The organism is Lachnobacterium bovis, from assembly GCF_900111325.1.
Taxonomy (GTDB): Bacteria; Bacillota; Clostridia; order Lachnospirales; family Lachnospiraceae; genus Roseburia; species Roseburia bovis_A.
Genome location: NZ_FOGW01000007.1, coordinates 23,995 through 49,404, shown reverse-complemented (window position 1 = coordinate 49,404; position 25,410 = coordinate 23,995). Strand labels below are relative to the sequence as shown.

The 25,410-nt window shown below is 30.6% G+C and carries 19 protein-coding genes; 3 read left to right on the top strand and 16 right to left on the bottom strand.

The window, feature by feature from the left end; all coding sequences use genetic code 11:
- Positions 1–99: 99 nt before the first annotated feature.
- From BMY79_RS03575 to BMY79_RS03550, 6 genes are all read right to left on the bottom strand, one after another.
- The gene (locus tag BMY79_RS03575; RefSeq protein WP_143065812.1) at positions 100–4,779 is read right to left on the bottom strand and encodes a DUF4011 domain-containing protein; all 4,680 of its coding nucleotides are present in this window, start codon (positions 4,777–4,779) and stop codon (positions 100–102) included.
- A gap of 93 nt (positions 4,780–4,872) precedes the next feature.
- Positions 4,873–5,415, bottom strand: a complete 543-nt coding sequence (locus tag BMY79_RS03570; protein ID WP_022748754.1) for a BUD32 family EKC/KEOPS complex subunit — start codon at positions 5,413–5,415, stop codon at positions 4,873–4,875.
- A 291-nt stretch (positions 5,416–5,706) separates the two neighbouring features.
- Positions 5,707–7,197: a glycoside hydrolase family 32 protein gene (locus BMY79_RS03565; RefSeq protein ID WP_022748753.1), complete on the bottom strand. Its 1,491-nt coding sequence runs from the start codon at positions 7,195–7,197 to the stop codon at positions 5,707–5,709.
- A 39-nt stretch (positions 7,198–7,236) separates the two neighbouring features.
- Entirely contained in the window at positions 7,237–8,901 is a 1,665-nt protein-coding gene (locus tag BMY79_RS03560; RefSeq protein WP_027421600.1) for an extracellular solute-binding protein, read from the bottom strand.
- Positions 8,902–8,923: 22 nt separating this feature from the next.
- Entirely contained in the window at positions 8,924–9,796 is an 873-nt protein-coding gene (locus BMY79_RS03555; RefSeq protein WP_420323074.1) for a carbohydrate ABC transporter permease, read from the bottom strand.
- 45 nt (positions 9,797–9,841) lie between these two features.
- The gene (locus tag BMY79_RS03550) at positions 9,842–10,771 is read right to left on the bottom strand and encodes an ABC transporter permease (RefSeq protein WP_074730454.1); all 930 of its coding nucleotides are present in this window, start codon (positions 10,769–10,771) and stop codon (positions 9,842–9,844) included.
- Positions 10,772–11,086: 315 nt separating this feature from the next.
- Between BMY79_RS03550 and BMY79_RS03545 the strand changes: the two genes are divergently transcribed.
- The 3 genes from BMY79_RS03545 to BMY79_RS03535 are packed head-to-tail and all read left to right on the top strand — an operon-like array spanning position 11,087 to position 13,388.
- Positions 11,087–12,139, top strand: a complete 1,053-nt coding sequence (locus BMY79_RS03545; protein ID WP_022748747.1) for a LacI family DNA-binding transcriptional regulator — start codon at positions 11,087–11,089, stop codon at positions 12,137–12,139.
- A 17-nt stretch (positions 12,140–12,156) separates the two neighbouring features.
- Entirely contained in the window at positions 12,157–12,768 is a 612-nt protein-coding gene (locus tag BMY79_RS03540) for a YesL family protein (protein WP_022748743.1), read from the top strand.
- 2 nt (positions 12,769–12,770) lie between these two features.
- Positions 12,771–13,388 (top strand): hypothetical protein, encoded by a 618-nt coding sequence (locus BMY79_RS03535; protein ID WP_029066850.1) that lies wholly within the window; start codon positions 12,771–12,773, stop codon positions 13,386–13,388.
- Between the two features lie 61 nt (positions 13,389–13,449).
- On the opposite strand, the gene BMY79_RS03530 is transcribed toward BMY79_RS03535, so the two are convergent.
- The 10 genes from BMY79_RS03530 to BMY79_RS03485 all read right to left on the bottom strand — a co-directional run bounded on the left by BMY79_RS03530 (position 13,450) and on the right by BMY79_RS03485 (position 25,410).
- On the bottom strand, positions 13,450–14,811 hold the full coding sequence (locus BMY79_RS03530) for a sodium-dependent transporter (protein WP_027421603.1): 1,362 nt from the start codon (positions 14,809–14,811) through the stop codon (positions 13,450–13,452).
- A gap of 231 nt (positions 14,812–15,042) precedes the next feature.
- Complete coding sequence (locus BMY79_RS03525; protein WP_074730422.1) at positions 15,043–16,797, bottom strand: 1-deoxy-D-xylulose-5-phosphate synthase; 1,755 nt, start codon at positions 16,795–16,797, stop codon at positions 15,043–15,045.
- Positions 16,798–16,813: 16 nt separating this feature from the next.
- Complete coding sequence (locus BMY79_RS11985) at positions 16,814–16,960, bottom strand: hypothetical protein (protein WP_330390086.1); 147 nt, start codon at positions 16,958–16,960, stop codon at positions 16,814–16,816.
- A 22-nt stretch (positions 16,961–16,982) separates the two neighbouring features.
- Positions 16,983–17,600 (bottom strand): TetR/AcrR family transcriptional regulator, encoded by a 618-nt coding sequence (locus tag BMY79_RS03515; RefSeq protein WP_074730421.1) that lies wholly within the window; start codon positions 17,598–17,600, stop codon positions 16,983–16,985.
- Between the two features lie 189 nt (positions 17,601–17,789).
- Positions 17,790–18,530, bottom strand: coding sequence for an amino acid ABC transporter ATP-binding protein (locus tag BMY79_RS03510; RefSeq protein WP_027421605.1), 741 nt, complete (start codon positions 18,528–18,530; stop codon positions 17,790–17,792).
- Entirely contained in the window at positions 18,531–19,205 is a 675-nt protein-coding gene (locus BMY79_RS03505; RefSeq protein ID WP_022749985.1) for an amino acid ABC transporter permease, read from the bottom strand.
- Complete coding sequence (locus BMY79_RS03500) at positions 19,186–19,845, bottom strand: amino acid ABC transporter permease (protein WP_027421607.1); 660 nt, start codon at positions 19,843–19,845, stop codon at positions 19,186–19,188. The genes BMY79_RS03505 and BMY79_RS03500 overlap by 20 nt, the downstream gene beginning before the upstream one ends.
- 2 nt (positions 19,846–19,847) lie before the next feature.
- Positions 19,848–20,663 carry a transporter substrate-binding domain-containing protein gene (locus BMY79_RS03495; RefSeq protein WP_420323075.1) on the bottom strand — a complete coding sequence of 272 codons (816 nt, stop codon included), beginning with the start codon at positions 20,661–20,663 and terminating at the stop codon, positions 19,848–19,850.
- 296 nt (positions 20,664–20,959) lie between these two features.
- Entirely contained in the window at positions 20,960–22,990 is a 2,031-nt protein-coding gene (locus tag BMY79_RS03490; protein ID WP_074730420.1) for a methyl-accepting chemotaxis protein, read from the bottom strand.
- 311 nt (positions 22,991–23,301) lie between these two features.
- The gene (locus tag BMY79_RS03485; RefSeq protein ID WP_074730419.1) at positions 23,302–25,410 is read right to left on the bottom strand and encodes a heavy metal translocating P-type ATPase; all 2,109 of its coding nucleotides are present in this window, start codon (positions 25,408–25,410) and stop codon (positions 23,302–23,304) included.

Sequence of the window (25,410 nt, the reverse complement as noted above, 5' to 3'; positions counted from 1 at the left end):
AACTTTAAATTAAATAATAAAAAAAGAGTCTCAACTTTGGTATACTTTACACTTAATATACAACAAAAGTTGAGCTCTTTTTTCACTTTCTAAAGAATTTTATCTCTTAATAGATAAAATATCTCCATCAATATTTATTAAACAACTCAATAATTCTAAAGCTTCATCAAATTTTTCTATAATCATCTCGTTCAACTCATTATAACCTAATTCATGTGCCAAGAAATTATACATCCAGTTTTTATCTACTGATAAATTTCTATCCACTACTGTTAAAATTCCAGCTGTTATTTCTTCTCGACATATTTGACAAATTTGACGCTTAGTTTCAATATTTGATGGCACACGCATTGTAATATTATTCTGCTCTTTTAGGTATAGGAATCCATTCATACGAATTATTCCATTGTCACCACAATTTGCCATATCAGCTTCATAACATTTACATACGTTTTCATCTACAAATTCACTGTTGTAGAACCAACTTATTCTCTCTAATATCCATGCTTCCGATAATGGTGCTTCAACCTTTAAAATCTCTATTAAAAGTTCTTGTAACGTACATTTATTTTGCTCACAAGCATATTTTAAACTAACAATATCAGCTAATTCGTATTTAGGAAAACCAAAATTACTAATATAATTATACTTTTCTCTGTCAGCATAAGGATTAGTTTCTATAGGTGTCTCTTCTATCATATTTAATGGTTCATAATGCATTTTTTCTAAAACATAATCTGCATTTTGATAGCCTAACGCACAAACAACATTATCTAATAATCTTGTTTTTTCAGTCTCCTTATTTTTATACCATTCAGCTGACCAAATTCTATAGTATTTCCATCCCATACTTTCTAGAACTTGTTGTCTTAAACGCTCTCTGTCTCTTGTATTTTTAAAAGAACTATATGTACGACCATCACATTCAATTGCTAATACATAATCTAGAGTATTTGGATCTTTTACTCCAATGTCGATTTGGTAATTTGAAAATCCGATTTTGGTATCTACCATAAAACCATTTTCTCTAAGGAAATCACAAATTTCTATAACTAATTCTGAATCAACTTCTCTATTTGTCTCATCAGATAGTGCCGCATTTTTGCTATCCTTTGCATATTTTAAATATTCTTTTAACAATTTAGTTCCGTTTGAATTTGTGTTTTCCAAATCAATATCATCCGCTTCTATTGAAGTAACAATTTTAATGTTGCATTTTGCTCGTGTAATTGCAACGTTTAATCTTCTTTCTCCCCCCGCTTTATTCAAAGGGCCAAAATTATTTTTTAATTTTCCATTTTCATCTTTAGAATATGCAATACTAAAAATAATAGTATCTCTCTCATCACCTTGCACTGTCTCTAAATTCTTTATAAAAATAGGCTCTGCAAGATCCTCTGAGAAAAATTTTTCCATATTAGGATTAGCTTTTCGTCTATCATAAAGCATATTTTCTATAAGCTCTTGTTGTGCTTTATTAAAAGCAACAACACCAATGCTTCTTTGTGGATACTTATTTAAATTTTCAAATATAATGTCAATTACTTTCCTTGCCTCTACCTCATTTGTTCTAGCTTTATGATTATACATTCCAGGAACTTTACAATAATCAACTCCAATATCATCCCTTTTAATTACCGCAGACGGAAAAGTAATAAGCTCTTTTTCATAAAAGTTTCTATTTGAAAAGGCAATCAATTGCTCAAATTTACTTCTATAATGCCATCTCAAACGAATCTGTGGTAAAAAGTGGATGCACATCTCTAAAATAGATTCATAATCACTCATTTCAAATGCCGATGAATCTTCAGATTGATTATTAGATTCAATTATAGTATTCTCAGAAGACTTCATACTATTACTTATAGCTGTATTATTTGATGCTTTTTCGCTTAAATTGCCAACTGTATTGTTAAAGAAATTACTAGGTGGCATTTGCTTAGAATCACCCACTACTATAAGCTGTTTTCCTCTGTAAATAGCACCAAGAGCATCTTGTGGAAAAATTTGTGAAGCTTCATCAAAAATTACCACATCAAATTCTATGTCCTTTGCTGTTAAAAAAGTACTAACACTTAAAGGTGACATCAAGAAACATGGTTTAATTTCTTGTACAAGTTCTCTTGTTTCTTCTAATAATTGTCGTATACTTTTTTGTTTAGTCTTTTTATCTTCTTCATTCAAAATAATTGAAGCTATACTGTCTGATGACAAAAGTTCAATCGAAGGGCGTTTTTTAGAAAGTTTTGATTTAATTTTTGATTTATTAACATCAAACTGCATAACATCACTAGCCCAAAATTGCTCAACATATTTTTCTCTTGTTGATTGTTTAAACGTAGAAATCACTGGCATAGTTGACTGAATATAATCAATCCACTGTCTGTAGAAGTTTTTCTCATAAACATCAACTAAATTATATCTTTTTATCTTAGTTGCAATTGCATAATCGATATATTCTAGCAGATTATATTTTTTCATTTGGCATAAAATTTTATTAAATCCACACCAATTATCAATTTGTTCAAATTCTTCTAAACATGCATTTAATTTTACCCTTACAATTGTAAAATCTTGTCTTGTAATATCAAAAATTTCATTATCGAAATTATTTTTTAATAGCTCAACGTATTTTCTGTTTTTCTCAAGAACGTTTGAAATTTCACGAGCCATAATTGAAAATTCAACTTTATTTTTCTCATATTCTTCGATGGTCATATTTTCTAACTTGTTCAAATATGCACCTGACATGAAAATCTGCTTTAATTCATTGATATCTCTAGTAATTTCATCCCAATCAGAATCAATTCCTACATACTCGTTTCCAAGTGATGGCTTTACTTTTTCTTCAAGTTCTTCAAATTTATTAAGCTTAGCATAATATTTTACAATATCCTCAACTATAGACAAACATTCAATATAACTTGGCTTTTTTCCACTTCTACTATTAAATTTCAACAATTTAACAATTTTTTTGTAGTCTGAGCTCACAGTTCTACTTAAAAAAGTATTAAATTCGCGTGTCAATTTTTTATAAACTAATTCATAATCAATTTCAAAAATATCTTTATAATACTCTCTTGTAATTGAATCTTTTAATTTAGAAATATCGATTGCTAATTTTTGCATTTGATCAACATTTTCTAATAAATATTTACACGATGTATGCTTAAAAAAAGCTGGTGTTAAAATTCTACTTTTAGAAACCAATTTAAAGAAATTACGCCACATTGCAAAATTTTCATAGCTATTTGCCACAATTGCATATCGATCTTTTAAGTGATTTTGTAATTTATTTATTTCTAAAAAGTGTTCTAGAATCTTAGTAATACTATTTCTAATTTGCTCTCTCATTTGATATGAAGTATCATCACTCGAATAACCATACCATACGCAATCTTTATAGTTATAACCAATGCTTTGAGCATAATCCACGTATTTACGCAATAAATTTGAAGTTTTCAACAAAAAGTTAGTATCTTTTTCATTAATATCATCTATGTGAAAATTAATTGTTGGAACATTTTTATATGATAAATATGTATCAAAACATTCATATAATGATTTATTAATTACATCTTGTTTTATATGTAAATTATGAACATACTCATCTAGTTCTTTTTGACTATTTTCCTTTGATAAAATAACTTTATCAGCCTGATTATATACGTGTGCTTCATTTGCCTTTAATGTTCTACAAAGTTCCTCAACAACATCTTTTTTATTTGCCTTATAACTATGTAACTCTAAACAAAAATCTTCTAATCCTGCTCTTTTTAATTTATTATATACAACATTTAATGCAGCCTGCTTTTCTGAAACAAACAGAACCTTTTTATCATCATAAATACATTCTGCAATAATGTTTGTAATTGTTTGACTTTTTCCTGTTCCTGGTGGTCCTTGTAAAACAAAACTTAAACCTGATTTTGCCATTTCTATAGCTTCTATTTGACTCGAATCTGCATCAACAACATTATGCAATTCAAGTAAAGGATTATCTAAATGATATTCTCCACTTTCAACTATTTTTATATCTGAATCATTTTTTTCACCAAGCATTTTTCTAATACTACTGTTTTGTACGATTAGATCTTTATTTTCAGTAATATCCTTGTACATGTTCATTTTTAAAAATGAAAAAATACCTATTTTGCTTTCTCTTTTAACTTGCCACTCAAATGGTCTAATAATCTCTTCTACTCGATCTAAATATTTTTCGATTCCATCATATTCATACTCAGGCAAAGATATATTATTTTCTTGATTTATTTTAAAATTAAATGTAGGATTAACCACTATATCTTCAGAAATATTAATGTACCAAATATCTTTTTCAATATTATATTTAAAAGTAACTGGTGCAAGTAACACTGGAGCAATCCCTTCCTTGTAGTCTACAAATCCGATTGCTACATACGAAACATTTACACCTGTTTCTTCTATATTTTCTTTCGATTTCTTGTCTATATTTTTTATTATATTAATTGGATTTTCATTCGATTTAAAAAGAAGTATCTGATTTTTTGAATCTGATTTTTTCCACAAAGATTCCTTTACTTCTGATTTATTTGTATCCACCTTCTGTGAATCTGCAAGTTTATAAAACTTCGATGAACTATTCTTTTTAATTATATCTTCTACTTTTGGAGCAACAATATCAACTGTTGATGTCTTATTATCTCGAAAATTAATTAAATTATTCTTTTTCCCCGTATCTAAAAGAAGATTAGCCCATTTGTCTAACTTATTTATATCCATTACTACTAGTCCTTTCAAGCCTCTTGATTGCCTTTGATGTCATAAACATCTTTTTTATTATAACATTTATATCTTGTTTTCGCACGAACTAGTAGAATTAATAGGAAAAAATTATATTACTTCGTGTTCCTCAACATACTTTAAAAAGTCCATAGTTCTAGACCAATACTTAATTCCCCAATTTGCAAAATTTTTTTCTTCCACATATTCATCACATTCATAATCTATGTAATACAACATTTCATCTTTAATTCCAAAATTTGTTGGAAAATAATCTATATTTAAGCCTGAATTTTGGGCTATATTGGCCATTTGTTCAACTTGTGGAATATATTTTTCAACTGATTCTCCAGTTCTTAATCTATCATAAATTGTATCACCTGAAATGTATTCTTTAATTATTATTTCATTTGAGACATCAACTTCTATAAGTTTTGGCATTCTAATTCCTATTTTATTTAATTTTTTATATGCTTCTAATTCTTCTTCTAATTTATTTTTATGTTTGTAATAATCACAAGGCTCATGATGAATTTGTTTTAAAACATAATGTTTGCCCATTGTTTCAACCAAATATGAATATCCACCTTTGCCGTGTCCTATTAATTTAAGATTTCTGTACGTTTTGCCACCAACATCAATATATGATTTCATATTCCACACTCCTTATTATATCCCTTTTACTTTTATCTAAAATTTACCCTCTTACTTAAATTATAATTCTTTTAAAAACAACATACAATAAAAAAATCTCTTGCATTAATAAATATACATTATGCTACATTTATTAAATTTAAGTTTAATATTATACAAAAGAACTCCAAACACAAGAAACAAAAGGGGAAAGTCTTTGTGTTTAGGAGTTCTTAAAAGATTTGATTTTTAAATTTGGATATTTTTCATATTTTGTTTAAGTACAACTGAAATTAAAATGTAAATTAAATTTTACATTTTTAAATCGTATTTTTCTACAGACATTTTAACCTTGCCGTCAGTAGATAATGTAATTTCTTGTGCATCAAGTTCTGTATAGAATGACATAGACATTACCTTTTGTCCGTCATTTATAAACAATTCTGCACTATATTTATCCAGAACTAGTCTAAGCTTTAATGTTGAAGCACCATCATCAAGTTTACAACTTTTCTGATGCATAAGCGCTCTTTGTGTTCCTGAATATAATCTGTCTAATGTAATAGTGTTGTCATCTTTTCTATATAAAAGTGAACAAAATCTATTTTTATTAGCATTTGAAGCGAATTTAATTTCAAATTTGTTGAAGCTTTCTTCATTTAGAGCAATTTCAAATGTTGTATCAATTGTTCTACCTTCTAAACCTTCTATTGTCTGGTCTTGCCCTTGTAAAACAAAATCTTTTTTCAACACTTGATTTTCTCTGTAGTTTTCTAACTCCTTAATTGGAGTTTGATATAATTTACCGTCTTTAATGTGTAACTCTCTTGGTACAGACATCTGTCCATACCATTTTGTATCTGGAATTCTGTTTGAACAACTATCCCAATTTTGTAACCAACCAATCATGATTCTTCGACCATCAGGTGATAAAACTGTCTGGTGAGCGTAGAAATCCATTCCATAGTCTGCTACCTGAAAATCTTCATCATGCATTTTTTGTGCTTCTTTATCAATATGACCTACTGCTGCTAATGGTACATTTCCAGTTAAACCTTCGAATTGATCTGCTGTAACGTCTTGTGGACTTGCTAATAAAACGTCATAACCTTCTAATTCAAATACATCTGGACATTCCCACATAGTACCTAATCTGCCATTATTTTTTATTAAAACACTTTTAAATTTCCAATTAAGAGCATCTTTACTTTCATATACAAGAATCTGTCCGCTTTTTTGTTCATCGCGTGATCCCATATAAGCTAGAAAAGTATTATCACTAGTTTTTACAATCTTAGGATCCCTAAAATCAACTAAACTTGCACCCTTTGGAAGCTTTGTTTCATCAATTACAGGATTATTTTCATACTTTTCATACTCTTTTCCGTCTCCAATTGCAATACATTGCATTTGGCGAACTTGTGGGTGTTTTGCTCTTTTTACTTGTGTTTCTTTAACACCAGTATACATCAAAAGATGTCTTCCATCATCTAACTCAACTGCACTACCTGAGAAAACACCGTCTTTATCGTATGGCATATCACATGCAAGTGAAACAGGTAAATATTCCCAATGTAATAAATCCTCTGAAACTGCATGTCCCCAGTGCATTGGGCCCCAATTTGTATCATATGGATGATACTGATAGAATAAATGATACTTATCCTTATAGTAGCTAAAACCGTTTGGATCATTCATCCAACCCACATAAGGGGTTAGATGAAAATCTGGTCTTTCTTCTTTTGTTATTTCTTTACTATATTTTTCCTCATATTCTCTAGCTTTAAATAATTTTCTTGTCATAAAGATTATACTCTCCGTTGCTTATCACATTTTATTTTTTTACTTATTTTTATCAGATGCATAGAATTTATCTAAGTATTTCTGATGTAAACTTAAGTATTCTTTCAATCCATAGCGATCTAATTTTTTGAGATATTTATCCCAATCTTTGTCTGTAAAACCGTTCATAATCCAATCAGATTTTCTTGCATTGATTTCTTTTTGGATATCAGTTGTAAGTGTTGCTGCTCTACTTGTATCTTCAATACTCATTAATGGATTTGGATATACATATTTTTTAGTCATACAATTTGTGTAATTATCTTTAATCCAATCCAAACGATACTGAGCATCATCTGGACATGTTACATATTTTCCATAGTATTCATTTAATACTGCTAATGGTCCACCAACACACTGTGCTTCACGAACTTCAACAGGAGATTCTTTTCCTAAATCTGCATGTTTAAGCATGAATTTGCCTTCTTTGTTTGTTCCTTTTTTGAAGATATTGAATTTACCTTTTTCTCCATATGTACCCCAGTTATTCTGTGGCGACTGGATTGGTGCATACATTTTATCTAACCAAGAACATACTAATGCTGGATTTTTAGCCATAGATGTTATTACACATCTACCTCTATCAAAACCACTAGTGAATGAACCATTCTGTGGTGTAATATTTAACACGTCAGCTTTTAATGCTGGAAGTGGAATCCAATCTTTTAGATTATCGATATTTGCAACATCCCATGTAAAGCAAACACCATATCTTCCAGATTTACCTTTTGATACATATGTGCTCCAATCTTGTGTAAAGCACTCTTTATCGATAAGACCTTCTTTGTAAAGTTTATGCATCCAAGTAATTCCATCTTTGTAACCTTTTTGAGTAGCTGTACAAATTACTTTTTTGTCATCTGTAACTGCAATATGTTTTCCTGAATCATTATCACCATATCCTTCGCCAAAACCATTGATAATGATTGAAGGATCCTGGTCATTTACGATACATGACATAGGAATAATTGAGCCATCAATTTTAAATGCCTTCTGAAGTTTTTTAGAATTTTCTTTAAATGCTAATAAAACTTGTTCAAATTCATCTACAGTTTTTGGCTCTTTGAGTCCTAAGAAATCTAACCATTTCTTGTTAATGAATCCCATGTTACCAACTGTTTGAATTGCTGTTTTATTTTCACCTAACTGCTCAATCCAAGGAAGAGCATAAATATGTCCATCTGATGAAGTACACATTTTTCTGTATTCTGGATATTTCTTAAAAATTGCACTTAAATTAGGCATATATTTGTCAATATTCTTCTCCAATGGAAGAACTAATTTTTGATCACCATATTTTAATAAGTCACTGTCTGAAAAACAAGCTGAAAAAATAAAATCTGGTAATGTTGAGAAGTTAACCATCTGTAAAGAGATTTTATCTCCCCATTGATCTTGTGAAATAGCTGTCCAATCAACATGTACATTTGTTTCTTCTTCTAATCTTTTGAAAATTGTTCTTTTATTTGGATCTGATTCAGTTCCTGTTGGGTAACTTATCATTCCTGTAATTGTCTGTTTCTTTTCTAATGGAAGCTTAACTTCCGAAGCGCTTACATATGATTTGTCTTCTATTTTATAGCCCCAGATTGTTGAACCACATCCTGTAAGTGTATTTGCGACTAAAGTAACAGTCGCAAGTAGGGATACTATACGTCTTTTCATTATACTACCTTCCTCCATTCTACTAACCTTTTACCGAACCTACCATAATTCCTGCATCGAAATATTTCTGGAAAAATGGGAACATTACTAGTAATGGAACAGATGAAATAATAATTGTTGCATATTTCAAAAGTTCTCCTAACTGTGCTCTTGCTGCTGTACTCTGAATATCAGCAATCATTCCTGACTCTGGTTGGTTCTGAATCAAGATTGCTCTTAATACAAGCTGTAATGGCTGCTTAGCATCACTACTTAAGTAAATTAAAGCGTCAAAATAGCTGTTCCACATTCCAACGAATTGCCATAAAATCAATACAGCAATAACTGGTTTACAAACTGGTAAAAGAACCTTGAAAAAGAATGTAAGATCATCTGCACCATCAACTGATGCTGCTTCTTGTAATTCTTTAGGAATACCTTGATAATAACTTCTTGCAATAATCATGTTCCAAACACTAAATGCACCTGGAATTACGATTGCCCAAATTGTATCTAACATTCCCAAATCACTGATTAATAAGTATGTAGGAATTAAACCACCACCGAAAAACATTGTGATATAGAATACAATTTTGAAGAATGGTTTTCCTCTAAAATCGTCTCTTGACATTGGGTATGCACAAAGCAATGTAACAAATACAGATATAGCTGTAAATAATACAGAATAAAGTACTGCATTTCTAAAGCCAACCCAAATTTGACTATTCTCTATAACCCTCTGATAAGCAGTTGTAGTCCATTTACTAAAATCAAAAGTAATGCCTTTATTACTTAAAACAACTGGATCAATAAAAGAGGCTACTACCACATAAATAAGTGGAAAAATAATTGCTGCAACAAATAATCCTAAGAATAAATTACCTACTACTGTAATTATCTTATCTGATGCACACATTTTTTTAAATGATGTTTTAGTATTCATTGTAATTTTCGCCTCCCTTTAAATTCCTTGTCCATCGTTCATTTTCGATACTATTTTATTAACTACAACCAACAAGACAACGTTGATTATTGTATTAAATAAACCTACTGCTGTTGAAAAACTATAATTACCTTCTAATAAACCTTTTTTATAAACGTAAGTTGCAATAATTTCTGAAGTAGGATTATTTAAGTCTGTCTGTAAAGCGTATGCTTTTTCAAAACCAATACTCATAATATTTCCTGCTGATAAGATAAATTGAATAACTACCATACCTTTAATTGCTGGCCAATCAACAACTTTCATCTGTTGCCAAATGTTAGCGCCATCAATAATAGCTGCTTCTCTTAACTCATGACTTGCATTAGATAATGAAGCTGTGTACATAATTGAAGCCCATCCTGCACCTTGCCATATACCGCTTATGATATAGATACTTCTGAATGCTTCTGGCATAGTCATAAAGTTAATACTTGAATGGAACAACATATTAATTGGACCATTTACTGAAAGTAAAATTCTAACCATACCACAAAGTACAATAACTGAAATAAAGTTTGGCATGTACAAAATCATCTGAATACCACTTTTAAGCTTTCTGTTTTGAAGTCTATTAAGTAGTAAAGCCAAAATAATTGGCACTGGGAATCCCCATAATAATCCGTAAATACTCAATTTCAATGTGTTAGCTAAATAGCTCATAAAATCAGGTGAATTAAAAAATCTTGTAAAATTTTCGAATCCAGTCCAAGTACTTCCCGCAATACCTTTCATTGGGTTAAAATCTTGGAACGCAATTAAGATTCCTCCCATTGGCAAATATTTAAATATTACTGTCAATAGGAATGCTGGCATTAAGAATACAATGTATAATTGCCAATGCTTCTGCATATATTGCCATAACGATTCCTTTTTTTTCGATGTAATAACTCTTTTCGTCGATTCCATTGGTTTTGATGTCATAGTAATATCTGTCGACATATAGTCCCCCACCTTTCCTCTTCTTTTCACTCAATTTCCATATTATTAAAACAATACAATACATAACATAATTACCGGTACATGTTACATAAATATAATATATCAACAACATGTGAGTGTCAATAAAAATTTTTACATTTGCACAACTTTTTTACATTTTCTCATTTACAAATGTTACATTTGACACAATTGTGTGCCTATGTTATACTCGTATTGACAAATAATTGATGCGAAAAGCATCTTTTTTTATAAAAAATACTAAAAAGGATAATAGGTTTAAAAATGGCAAAAAGAGTTACTATTCAAGATATTGCGGACGAACTAAGATTATCTAGAAATACGGTTTCAAAAGCAATTAACAATACTGGTGTACTCTCTGAATCTACTAGAAAAAAAGTATTAGCAAAAGCCGTAGAAATGGGTTATAAGCAATTTTCATATATGGATCTTTCTTTTCTTGATAATCCATCATCAAAAAAGGAAGCAAAAGAAATTGTTCTTTTAACAGCTTCTTTTTTGAATAATTCCCATTTTGCTTCAACTATGTTAGATAAATTTCAAGCAGAGACATCAAGATTAGGATATAGTTTAAGTTTACATAATGTAGCTCCAAATAATTTAGCATCAAAAACATTACCTCCTTCTATTAAATTAGAACATATAGCTGGTATCGTTTGTGTAGAATTATTTGATGCAGATTACTGTAGAATGTTATCTGATCTTGATATTCCACTATTAATGATAGATGCACCTGTACTTAACTTTGGTGAAACACTAAATGCGGATATTTTACTTATGGAAAATACGTCCGGTATATTATCATTTATACATGAAATGAAAACACGCAATTGCACTTCAATTGGTTTTATTGGAGATATTAATCATTGTCTTTCTTTTTCAGAAAGATTTATTGCTTTTCGTAATGGAATGTATTTTAATTCCTTACCTATTAAAGATGAGCATTGTATTATAGGATACTATGATTACAAAAAAACAGGGATTACACATCAAGAATTTCTTATTGATCACTTTATGAAACTTGAGTCCTTTCCTGATGCATTCATATGTGCCAACGATTTTATCGCAATGGATGTAATACAAGCATTAAGATCGTTTAATCTTTCATGTCCAGAGGATATAATGTTGCTCGGTTTTGATGATTCATCGGAATCTAGAATAATCTCTCCACCACTTTCAACAGTTCATATTCATTCGCAGACAATTGGGTATTCTGCAGTTGAATTATTAATTTCACGAATTCGCGAACCTGGTATGGAATACAGAAGATTATATGTAAATTCTGATCTTATTTATAGGGAATCAACACGCAATTAACACTTAGGAGGTATTTTATGGGAAAATTTTTTAATCTTGACAATCCGATAATGAATTTTATTAGCAAATTATCTGATACATTATGGCTAAATATTCTTTGGCTTGTAACTTCACTTCCGATAGTTACAATCGGTCCAGCAACAGCCGCTTTGTATCACGTTACATTGAATATGGCAGATGATAGAAGTGTCTGTCTAACAGCTGATTATTTCAAAGGTTTTAAAGAAAATTTTAAAAAGGGAACTGCTCTAGGTCTTGTACTTACAGGCTTAGGAATTATATTAGGTATTGACGGGTATGTGTTTTTACGAATGAAATTTGTTAATCCAATTTGGACTTTAGGTTTTGCAGCATTTATTCCAATTTCAGTTTTATTTTTAGTTGTATGTATTTATGCATTTCCTCTTCAGGCAATGTTTGACAATACATTAAAAGCTCTTTTAAAAAACGCACTATTAATAGGTATAAGATATTTATTTTGCACAATTTCATTAGTTATAATTCATGTAAGTATTTTTTACATTGCAATTAATTACTTTACTCCACTTATTTTCCTTGGAGAAGGTCTTTGTGCATTTTTATCTTCATACTTACTACGACCACTTTTTGTATCACTTAGTGAGGAATAATTATGTCTGATAAATTTAAAAAATTAAGTACAAAAGCAAAGATTGAATATATTTATGATTATTATAAACTGCATATTATTTTAGGTTTTATTGTTATTGGCATTTTATCCATACTAATTTATAACGCAGTCAATAAGTCTTCTCCTTCATTATCAATTGGTTGTATCAATACTCCAACTAATAATGATAGAGAGCTTTTGCTTACTAAAAAATATATTCAATCAAATACAACAAAAATTAAAACCAAAGACATTGAACTCGTCAAAGGGTTTAGATTTTCAAATTCTAAGGATAGTATAGATTATGATTATACATATGCGTCTAATGTTAAATTTTTAGCACGTATAACAGACAAGACACTTGATGTAGTGATTTTTGATAAAGAAGGCTTACGAGTTCTAAAGAAAAAAGGATATTTATTAACAATACCTAACTCTGTAACCAATAAATTATCTGATAACGCGTTGATTAATTCATCAAAAAACGTTAATGCGTCAAAGAAATATGTAGCAATTAAGCTTAACTCAAATAAAAATTTGTATGTAGGAATAATAAAGAATTCGCCTCATAAGAAAGAGGCAATTAACTATCTAAAATATATAAGTGGAGTCACCTTTTAAAAAAGGTGCTCCACTTTTTTATTAAGCAATTATATTTATTTCATATCAATTTATACTTATGTTAATAAGAAATGATTCCATACACAATTAAAAACAACATTATAACTGGTATCACATATTTAAAATAAGGTTTGAATATTTTACTAACTTTAATACCCTTACCAATATTAACTTCTTCAAAATACTTATCAAATCCCCAGCCATATCTACTAGTACAAAAGATACAAGTAATTAATGCTCCTATAGGAAGTAAAAGATTACTAACAATAAAATCTTCTAAATCCATTATTGTATTTGTTGCCTTAAGTGGCTTAATAAAACTTAAAACATTAAATCCTAGAGCACATGGTATTGAACCTATTGTAATTACTGCTCCTGCTATTAATGCTGCTTTTTTTCTACTAAATCCTAGATTATCAATTGAAAAACTTACATCATTTTCAAACACGCCTATCATTGTAGATAATGCTGCAAAATACATAAATAAAAAGAAAAAGCTACCTATAATTCTTCCACCTTTTAACGACATAAATACATTTGGAAGTGTAATAAAAATTAAACTTGGGCCTTGTCCTGGTTCTACACCAAATGAAAAACACGCTGGAATTGTAATAAGTCCGGCCACAATTGCTACAAATGTATCAAGTCCGGCTACTAAAAAGGCTTCTCCAACGAGACTTCTATCTTTGTTAATATAACTACCAAAGATTTCCATACTACCAATACCTAAACTTAAAGTAAAAAAGCTTTGGTTAAGTGCTGAATATAAAACACTACCTACACCAGCTTTTTTAATATTAGCAACATTTGGCATCAAGTAAAATGAAATACCTTTTGCTGCATTCGGAAGTGTTGTTGCATAAACACCAAGCCCAAGCATGATAACAATAAGTGCAAGCATCATAACTTTTGTTATTTTTTCAACACCTGCTTGTAAACCAGCCGAGGCAACAATTACTGTAATTATCATTGTAAAAACCATATATTCAATAAGAACATCCGGTGACGCCATCATTTTAGAATAAATAGCCATAACACCAACTGTATTTTTACCTTCAAACTCACCGGTAACTGTCAAAACAAAGTATCTTAGCATCCATCCTGAAACTACAGAATAAAACATCAAAATTAAATAATTACCAAACATAGCAAAATAACCAAATATATGCCATTTACTGCCTTTGGGTTCAAGTTTCTTATACGCTGGCAAAATACTTACTTTACTAGAACGTCCCATTGCATATTCCATTGTCATAATTGGTACTCCTAACGCAATCAAGAAAAATACGTAGGCTAAAACAAAGAAACCTCCACCATTTTTTCCTACCATGTAAGGAAAGCGCCATACATTTCCTATGCCAATAGCACATCCAGCCGACAACAAAATAAAACCTAGTCGACTCCCTAATGACTCTCTCTTCATTTAAAAAAATTCTCCTATCATTAATTATTACTTAGATCTAAACGAAATAACCCTTTCACTTTAAATAGACCCACATAATAATATAACATAGAATTCACTTTTTTACATCAACAATTTAAAGGGACATGACTTAAAAGCATTAAATCATCATCTTATACCTTGCCTTATTTGATATTTATATTCCATGTTTATGCTTTTTACCATTCCAAATTTATGTTATTTTGTAGGAAATTAAAAACATTTTAAATCTTCTATTATCTGTTCTGTTGTCATCCCTACTTCTTTTAAGAGTTCCTCTGGATTATAGCGATCATAAAAAATCTTTTCTAAGCCATAATTTTTTACTTTAATATTTCTTGTTCCACAATAAGACGCTATCTTTTGACCAAATCCGCCTTCAACAACGCCGTCTTCAAGAGTAATTATGAGTTCATGATCTTTTTCTAATTCTTGTATGAGTTTCTTATCTACTCCTGATGCAAAACGTGGATTAATAAGTGTAGGTTCATAGCTAAATTTCTCTTTAATCGCATCAAATAATTCTTCTCCTCTTTGATAAAAATCACCTAATGCAATTATTGCTGTTTTAGAACCTTTTTTCTCTACCTTATATTTGTTTATTTCTGAATAATCTATATCTGCCTCTCTATGTGTAACCTGATTACCTGGCATTAAAATCATCACTGGATGTTCTCTTTGTTCAACAGACCACGAAAGCATATTTTTATATTCTTCTGCAGAACTTGGAGCTAAAACTACAAGATTTGGAATATTTGTAAATGCAGGCAATCCAAATATTCCTAAATGTGTAACATCTGTAAGTATATTAAATGAGCTACAATTCATAACCATTGTTACTGGATTATTATTAATACAAAGATCTTGTGAAATTTGATCATACGCTCTTTGAATAAATGTCATATTTGTAAAAAGCAATGGTTTAGCACCATTTTTGGCTGCTCCAGATGCAACTGCAACGGCCGCTTCTTCTGCGATTCCAACATCTACATACTGATCTTTAAGTTGCTCTCTTATCTCTTTATTCATCCCTATTACACCAGGCATTGCGGGTGTAATTACAAAGAAATCTTTATCTTTTTTTGCTTTTTCTAATATAAAATCAATTGTCATTTGTGAATAAGACTCACCACCACCAAAATTAACTTTTGGCAAACCTGTTTCCCTATTAAATGGTGCTGTCCAATGCCATGGCTCTTTGTTTTGCTCTGCATATTTGTAACCTTTTCCTTTTTGTGTATGAATATGAACAACGATTGGATGATCTATATCTTTTACTTTTTTGAATAATTCAATTAATTTTTGAATATCATTTCCGTTTTCTTCATATATGTAATCTAAACCGTAAGCTTTAAACAAATTGTTTTCCGCTTTACCTGCTGTTTCTCTTAAATGTGCAAGATTCTCATATATTCCACCATGATTTTCTGCAATTGCAATTTCATTATCATTAACGACAATTATAAAATTAGATTTCATAGCGCCTGCAATATTAAGTGCTTCCATCGCTTCTCCACCAGAAAGCGAGCCATCTCCTATAACTGCAATTATATTCTCATTACTTTTCTTTAGATCTCTCGCCTTTGCTAGTCCTGCTGCAAGCGCAATAGATGTAGAAGTATGACCTACATTAAAAAAATCATGCTCACTTTCATCCGGGTTAGTATAACCTGAATCCTCTGAAAAATGCGCATCATCAATATAACCATTTCGTCTACCTGTAAGCATCTTATGAGGATAACTCTGATGTGACACATCAAATACAAATTTATCTTTTGGTGAATCAAATACATAATGCATTGCAATTGTAGCTTCAACGATTCCAAAATTTGGGCCGAAATGTCCACCAATTTTAGTTAATCTATTAAATAATGCTTCTCTCATTTCCGAAGCTAAATTTTCTAATTCAATATTTGAAAGTCCTCTTAAATCACATGGTTTATCAATTCTTTTTAAAATATCAAACATAACTTTGCTCCTTTACTTACTTTCGTATAAATTTTACATCTGAATTTGGTACCCCGTTTTCATCTAAAATATAGCGCTCTACTGTCATATGCAAATCGTATTTTTCACGAAGAGATGCAATAGTGCTCATCATAGGTGATTCATGATGCAAATCAATTGCCACTCCTTATTTCCTCCTAAAAAAACTATAGTATTAACTTTAAAAATTGGTAAGATAAATCATATAATGATTTTTCTTCATATGGTATTTTTGCATTCTTCATTACCAATTTTTGCTTTTTTGTTGGATATGCAGTTAGATACAATCCTTTAGTATAATGAAAAAAAGCATGTACTATTTGAATTCTTCTTTCACTATCTATATTTGTTTTATATTTTTCTAAACAAAATTCAAATAAAAACATGCATTTTTTATACTCTTCTTTATACCGTACTAAAGACTCTATACTGCTCATATCCTCTATTGCATATAAATCAAGTCCAATAATCTTTAATAAAAGTTTTCTTTCCTCAACAGTATTAGCGATTTCACTTAAAAACTCATCGTCATCAAGTGTTCCCTCATACTCTAATAATCCTTCTAATCTTTCATTCCACTTCATAATTTCTTGAATTAATATTGCAACAAAAATTTCCTCTTTAGTACTAAAACTTAGATAAATAGATGCTGTTGAAACATTTAACTTATTGCAAATTTTTCTTATAGTAACATCATCAAAACTAATTTTTTCATACAAACTAATACAAGTGTCTATTATTTTTTCTTTTTTTACCGGTTTTATTTTTTTTGATTCATCAACCATATCATACTCCTATTTTCTTTTTTATATGTAAATAAGCTACTTTGACACGGCATCATTATACTTCTATGATACCCTTTAAATTAACACAGTGTCAACTTTCTAAAAAACAAACTACCCATATAGTTAATCGGAAATATATGGGTAGTTGTACATTTTTTTACGTATTTTTTCTTTATTTTTCAAATTTTTTTAACTGTAGCTAAAAGTACTTAAAAATCTCTGAGCACGTTTTGTTTTTGGTTTTTCAAAAAAAGCTTTTACATCATCCGTTTGTTCAACAATCTCTCCCTTATCAAAAAAGAGAATTCTATCTGCAATGGCTCTTGCGAAGTTCATTTCGTGTGTAACAATAATCATTGTAGATCCACTTTTTGCAAGATTTAACATTGTTTGTAGTACTTCATGCACCATCTCTGGATCAAGCGCAGCTGTTACTTCATCAAAAAGTAATATATCTGGATGCATAAGTAAAGCTCTTACAATTGCAACTCTTTGCTTTTGTCCACCAGATAATTGCCTTGCAAAAAAATCTTTCTTTTCTACTAAATTTACTTTTTCAAGAAGCTCTATCGCTTCTCGTATAACCTCTTCTTTATTCCTCTTTTGAACCTTAGTTGGGGCTAATATCAAATTGTCGATTACTGACAAATGTGGAAATAATTCATATGACTGAAATACCATTCCAATTTTTTGTCTTAATTTAATTATACTTTTTTTATCTGGTTCAACCGGAAGTCCATCAACAGTAACCACTCCACCTTGTACTTTTTCTAGCCCATTAAGACATCTAAGAAATGTACTTTTACCGCACCCACTCGGTCCGATTACAACTACAACTTCTCCCTTATTAACAACTAAATCAATATCATTTAGCACTACATTTTCGCCAAATTTTTTATGTAAATGCTTTACTTTTAATAACTCTTTCATCTATGCCCACCTTTTTTCTAAATAAATACTTAATCTGCTAATTGGCCAACAAATTAAAAAATACATTATAAATACAACTCCAAATACACCAAAGGCTGCATTAGGCGAAGTTGTTCTATTAGCTTCAATAATCTGTTGCGCCACCTTTAATACTTCAACAATTCCAACCATCACAACAAGTGAAGTTGTTTTTATCATCCTTGTAATCAAATTTATTGATAATGGTATGAGTCTTCTTAATGTCTGTGGAAGAATAATATAAACATAAACCTGAAATTTATTCATTCCTAATGCATATGCTGATTCAAATTGAATCGTAGGAATGCTTTTTATTGCACCTCTTACTAAGTCCCCCATTTCAGCAACTCCCCAAAAAACAAAAACAATAATTGCTGAAGTCTCGGCTAACAAATCCATACCAAAGACTCTAGTTGTTCCAAAATATACAACAAATAACAGTACCATCTGCGGAATAATTCTTACAACCTCTAAATATATTTTTAAAATAAAACATAAAATTGGATTTTTCAAAGTCATAAGTACTCCGACTATTAATCCAAGCAAAATACTTATTGTCACTGAAACAAAACTAATTTCCAACGCAACATACAATCCCTGTAGCAATCTACTGAAATTAGAACCTTTCAACAACACATCAATCCCCAAACTCTGCATAACGTGTTTTCCTTTCTACTATCATTCCTATTATAGAAACAGGGAGAATCATTATAAAATAAAATACTACTAATAAAAACAGACATTCAATTGTTTTTGCATACATACCTATTAAATCTTTAGCTGTAAACATCAAATCCATCAAACTTATTGTTGAAAAAACAGATGTCTCCTTTAATAAAAAAATTATATTTGCAGTTAATCCTGGCACAACTGCTGAAAAAGCTTGTGGTAAAATTACATACAAAAATGTCTGACGTTTATCTAAGCCTAAACTAAGAGCACTTTCTGACTGCATTACAGGAATAGTCTCTAATCCGCTTCTAAAAGTTTCTATCATATACGCTCCCCCTAATAATCCAATACCTAGCATTCCACAAATTTCTGCTGATATATTCACTCCTATCTTTGGTAAAGCAAAATAAATAAAAAACAATTGAACTAATAAGGGTGTATTTCTAAACAATTCAACATATATTCCCACAATATTTTTTATAACTTTAACTTTAAAATGAAGGACAGCAGCCCCAGCAAGACCTATAATCATGCTGAGGCCAATTCCCTGCCATCCAATCTTTAATGTCAAAAGCAATGCATTTTTATATAATGGGATATATGAAACTAATATATCTTTATCCATTATTATTTAACCTTTCCACCTTCTACAACTAATATTTCTTCATAGTCAGCACCATATGTATCTACTAATGTTTTCTCATAATTTTTATGGAAGAATGATTCTTTTCCTAATGCTTTAGTCTCATCATTTAACCATTTAAGCAATGTCTTATTGCCTTTTGTAACTGCTGGTGCAATTGTATCATTATCACCTAATGAAGAAATACCTACTGTGTAGCCTTTATTTTCTTTTGCAAAAGCAATTACTTCAGTATTATCATTTGCCCAAGCAACACCGTTTTTATTTTCAAAAGCTGTTTTTGCTTCTGCATAAGCATCATATTTTTGTAATTTAATTTTCGGATAATTCTTAGTAAGATAAGTTTCAGCTGTTGTTCCTGAAATAACAATCACTTCATCTTTTGCTCCGATTTGATCTAATTTTTTAATCACTTTATTCGAAGGTGAAACAACACCTAGTGCAACGTTCATGTATGGAAGTGCAAAATCAACTTCTTCAGCTCTTTCTTTTGTTACTGTAAAGTTTGCTAAAATAATATCTACTTTACCAGTTTGAAGATATTCAATTCTGTTAGCAGCTTCAACTGATACAAAATTAGCATCAACACCTAAATCTTTTGCGATTCTATTTGCAAAATAAACATCATATCCAGCATATTTACCATTTTTGTCCACATAACCAAAAGGACTTTTATCTGAAAACACACCAATGTTTATTTTTCCACTCTTTTTAATTTCCTTTAACGTTCTGTATACCGTTTTCTTGTTACTACTATCTGCTTTTGTAGTAGTACATCCTGTAAATACACTTGTTAACATTAATCCTATCAGCAATAAACTCGTTAATTTTTTTACTTTACTTAAAATTGTTTTTTTCATGCTCCTTTGTCTCCTCTCACCGTTCAAATACAAAATTTTACTTTTGTTATTTTCATTGTTTATATGATATATAATCTTTTGATGTGTATATTCTACCATTTTGGTAGGAATTATAAAAGTAGATTATCTTTATCGTTAACTATAGAAAAAACTTATCACAAAAAATGGCCATGTCCTTAGACACAGCCATTTTTTATTATTATCTTATTATTTTTTTATTGTCTTATTTATCATTTTTATTTTTCTAACTTAAAGGTATCAACAAATGTCTTAATAGTTTCTGCTGCATCTGATACATCAGTAGCCATTTCCGCTGCACCTTTACTTTCATTTGCAACTTCAATTGCAGCTTCAGTAATATTTTGAACAGTTGCCATTACCTCTTCCGCACTAGCTGATTGTTCCTCTGAAATAGCAGCAACACTATTTGAAATATCATCAATTGTATTAATCATCTTAATCATATTTTTCATAGTACTACTTGCTTGGTCTAAATTATTGTATAATTCTTCAAACGCACTTTGAGCAACTTTAACAGCACCTGTACTCTTTTGGATATCTTCCATATTTTCTGATGATTTTGTTGTCAAACTAAAAATCTGCTCCATAACTTCGCCAATTATCTTACCAATCTCTTGACTTGAGTTAGCACTTTCGTTAGCTAATGATCCAATTTCTGATGCTACAACTGCAAAACCTCGTCCAGCATCTCCAGCTCTTGCAGCTTCGATTGACGCATTAAGTGAAAGTAAATTAGTTTGCTCAGCAATTGAATTAATCATCTCTACAATACCTGTAATTCTCTTTGTTGATTCTTCAACTGTTTTTACAACATTATTCATATCATCCATAGATGCTGAAATTGCTTCCATATCATGATTTGCAGCAACCATTTCTCTTTGTCCTTGATCAGCTTTTTCAACTAGTTCTTTCATAGTTACTCCAATATTTTGACCTTGGTCTGTTAAATCTGAAACCATTTGGGCTAGTTCTGTTGCATTTTCCGCCAACTCTGCTACTGCACTAGAAATTCCATCCATTGTCTGTGAAATTTGTTCCATTGAACTTGATTGTTCTTGAGCCTGAGTATTCATGTTTTCTGATGATTTTCTACTATTATCTGATAATTCCATTAACTTATCGGTTTCATTTCTCATCTGAATCAATGCTTTTTGCATATTGTCTACAAATTTATGCATACTCGCATTCATTATACTAATCTCATCTTTACCCTTACTTTGAATATCCACAGTAAAATCATTTTCCGTAATACTTACAATATTACCTGTAAGCTTTGCAACAGGTGATGTTATATATCTTCTAACAGAGAATACTAACAATAATATCGCCAATAGCAACATAACAGCAACAATAACAACTGTTAAGTATTTCAATTTGGTTATTTCAGAAATAACATCTGCTTCCTTGATATAAGAAATCATAGTCCACTTTGTATCTGGAATAACTTCTATGGCTATATAATACTTTTGTCCACCGTCACCCGTTATAATTTGAATACCACTTTTACCAGCTCTAAGTTCTTTAGCAATAGCTATTGTTACTGGATTTTCTGTATGTTTTTCTGCTGAAGTTCCAACATAACCCTTCAATGAAGAAGCAATTATTGTCAAAGAATCATCCATCAACACAACTCTTCCTGTACCAGAAGGTCTATATTTTGAAACTCTTTCACCAATATCTTTAAGATATAAGTCTGCAGCTATTACACCTTTTTTCCCTGATGGTGTCGTTACTTCTCTTGAAACAGATACATTATACCCTCCACTTGTTGAATCTAAATATGGTACTCCCCATGTCATTTCATTTTTACCACTTCCAGTGATATACCAAGCTCTTTTAGTAGGATCAAAGTCTGATGTTGGTTCCCAACCTGTCATATCAATATATTTTTCACCTTCAAAATATCCAAAGAAACCTGGATACATATCACTATATATCTTAGAAGTATATTTAAAAGTTGATACTATTTCTTTAGTTCCACCAACCTCGTTGTTAGATAAAAAATCTGCTATCGCACTATAGTATCCCTTTCTATTCGCTAAGATTCTGCCTATGTCTTGCGAATTTGCTCTAGTTTCTTGCACTAAAGCATTCTGAGCGTCTCCTACAATCACATTCTTTGCGACGCTAAATATTACACCTGCAACAATAAAAAAAGAAATCGCAATCATAGGAACAACACTGATTAATAATTTTCCAGCAATCGAATTAAACGGTGCTACTTTGTTTTTAGTTTTTTCTTTCAACTTTATTCCTCCTTACTTTTCCGACACTATGTTATTCCCTCAAAATTAAATTCTCTACTCTTTCCATATAATACAAATAGCTGTAAATAAATTTTTCTCCTCACATTTTTCGCATACTTCATATGTTTTTTATCGGAACATTCTTTAAATAGAGACATTTTTATTTTTTATATTAAAAAAGTGTACTAAAGAAGGAATTTTCCTTTTTAGTACACTTTTTATTACTTTTCATATAGAAAATTATTTATTTTTTTTCATAGCCTGTAATTATTGTTAATATCATAAATATTACAGCACAGCAGCCAAACATTTTATGCCATTTCATCGTTTTCTTCCTCCTTTTCTGGTAAAAGATCACACATACTATGGATACCTGCGTAAACTGTTGATGTATTATGGAATAAAGCTGATGCTGACGGAGTAAGTACTCCTGCTACACCAAGCCCTATTAACAACGAATTAAATCCAACTATAAAATGATAATTATGTCGAATTCTTTCCATCATGCTTTGGCTAATTTGTCGAATTGTAAGCAATCGATATAAGTTATCATCTCCTATAATTACATCTGCCACCTCTCTAGCAATAGCCGCTCCATCTGATACTGCTATTCCACAATCGGCTTCAGAAAGTGCTGGTGTATCATTTACACCATCTCCTACCATAACAACCGTGTGTCCTTGCTCCTTTAATTTGCGAATATACATAGCCTTATCTTCCGGCAAAACTTCTGCATGATAATGATCAATATTTAATTTACTTACCACAGACTTTGCTGTCTTTTTATTATCTCCTGTTAACATGCAAACAGATGTAAATCCCATCTCATGCAATTTTTGAATAATATCTTTTGATTCTTTTCTAATAGGATCATAAATATCAATAACTGCTTTAAGTTTTCCATCTATAGCCATAAATAAATGCGAATACTCTTGTGGAAGATTCTTAATTATTCTTGCCTCTTCCTCTGACAACTCACAGCCTGCATCCTCAAAAATATAGTGATAACTTCCAATTATTGCACTTTTGCCATCTACTTCACTTTCAATACCATGCGCAATTATATATTTTACTTTTGAATGCATCTCTTCGTGCATTATTCCACGATCCTCTGCTTCCTTAACAACAGCATTTGCCATAGAATGAGGATAATGTTCCTCTAGACAAGCAGCTATTCTTAACGCTTCAGTCTCATCTATTCCATTAAATGTTGTTATCTGAGCAAAAGTAGGTGTTGCCTTAGTCAAAGTTCCTGTTTTATCAAAAACTATTGTATCAGCTTTAGCGATAGCTTCTAAATATTTGCCACCTTTTGCAGTAATATTATATTCACCCGCTTCACGTATCGCTGATAGTACAGTTAATGGCATAGATAGCTTTAAAGCACAAGAAAAATCAACCATTAAAAATGAAATTGCTTTTGAAACATTTCTGGTCAACAACCAAGTAAGACCTGTTCCAATTAATGAATACGGAACCAATCTATCTGCCAAATGAAATGCTTTTTCTTCTGTACCAGATTTTAGTTTTTCAGAATCTTCTATCATATGAATAATTTGATCATATTTACCAGTTCCACTTGTTTTAGCTACTTCTACAACACATTCACCATCTTCTACAACAGTTCCTGCATATACGAAATCTCCAATTTCCTTTGATACTGGCAAAGATTCTCCAGTCATAGAGGACTGGTTAACCTGTACCTCTCCCGCTACAACTTTTCCGTCTAACGGAATAATACTAGAAGTACGTATAACTATCTTATCACCTTTTTGTATATCTCTTATATCTACTAAAACATCGTTAAGTTCTGTATGTAACCATACTTTATCAACCTTTAACGCCATGGATTTTGCTAAATCATTTACAGATTTTTGATGTGTCCATTCCTCTAACAGTTCGCCTGCTCCTAATAAGAACATAACTGAAGATGCTGTACTATAATCTCCTCTAAGAATGGAGGCCGAAATAGCAACGGCATCTAATAATGGTACTTCAATTTTACCATGCAATAATGTAGATAATCCTTGAAAAATATATTTAATTGAACGCAAACAGGTAACGGCTACGCGTATTGGTGCTGGCATAAATAATTTTTTTAGCACACGATAGCCCACCATCGACATAAGACGTTCTTGATAATAGCGATTTAGCTCTCGACCAGTATTTTCTGGAACTAATGCAATAACTTTTTCATCTTCTACATCTAATTCCTCTAAACACTGTAATAATTCCTGACGTTTTCCTGATTTATAACGAATAGTTGCATCGCCTGTTCTTTCATAGACCTTAACAGAAACAACAAACTCTTTATCCGCTAAATAATATTCAATAACATCAGCAGTTGACATAGACATTCTTGTTATCGCACAGTGAATTCTTATCCTGTTAACTGACTCATGTCTAATCACATATTTCAT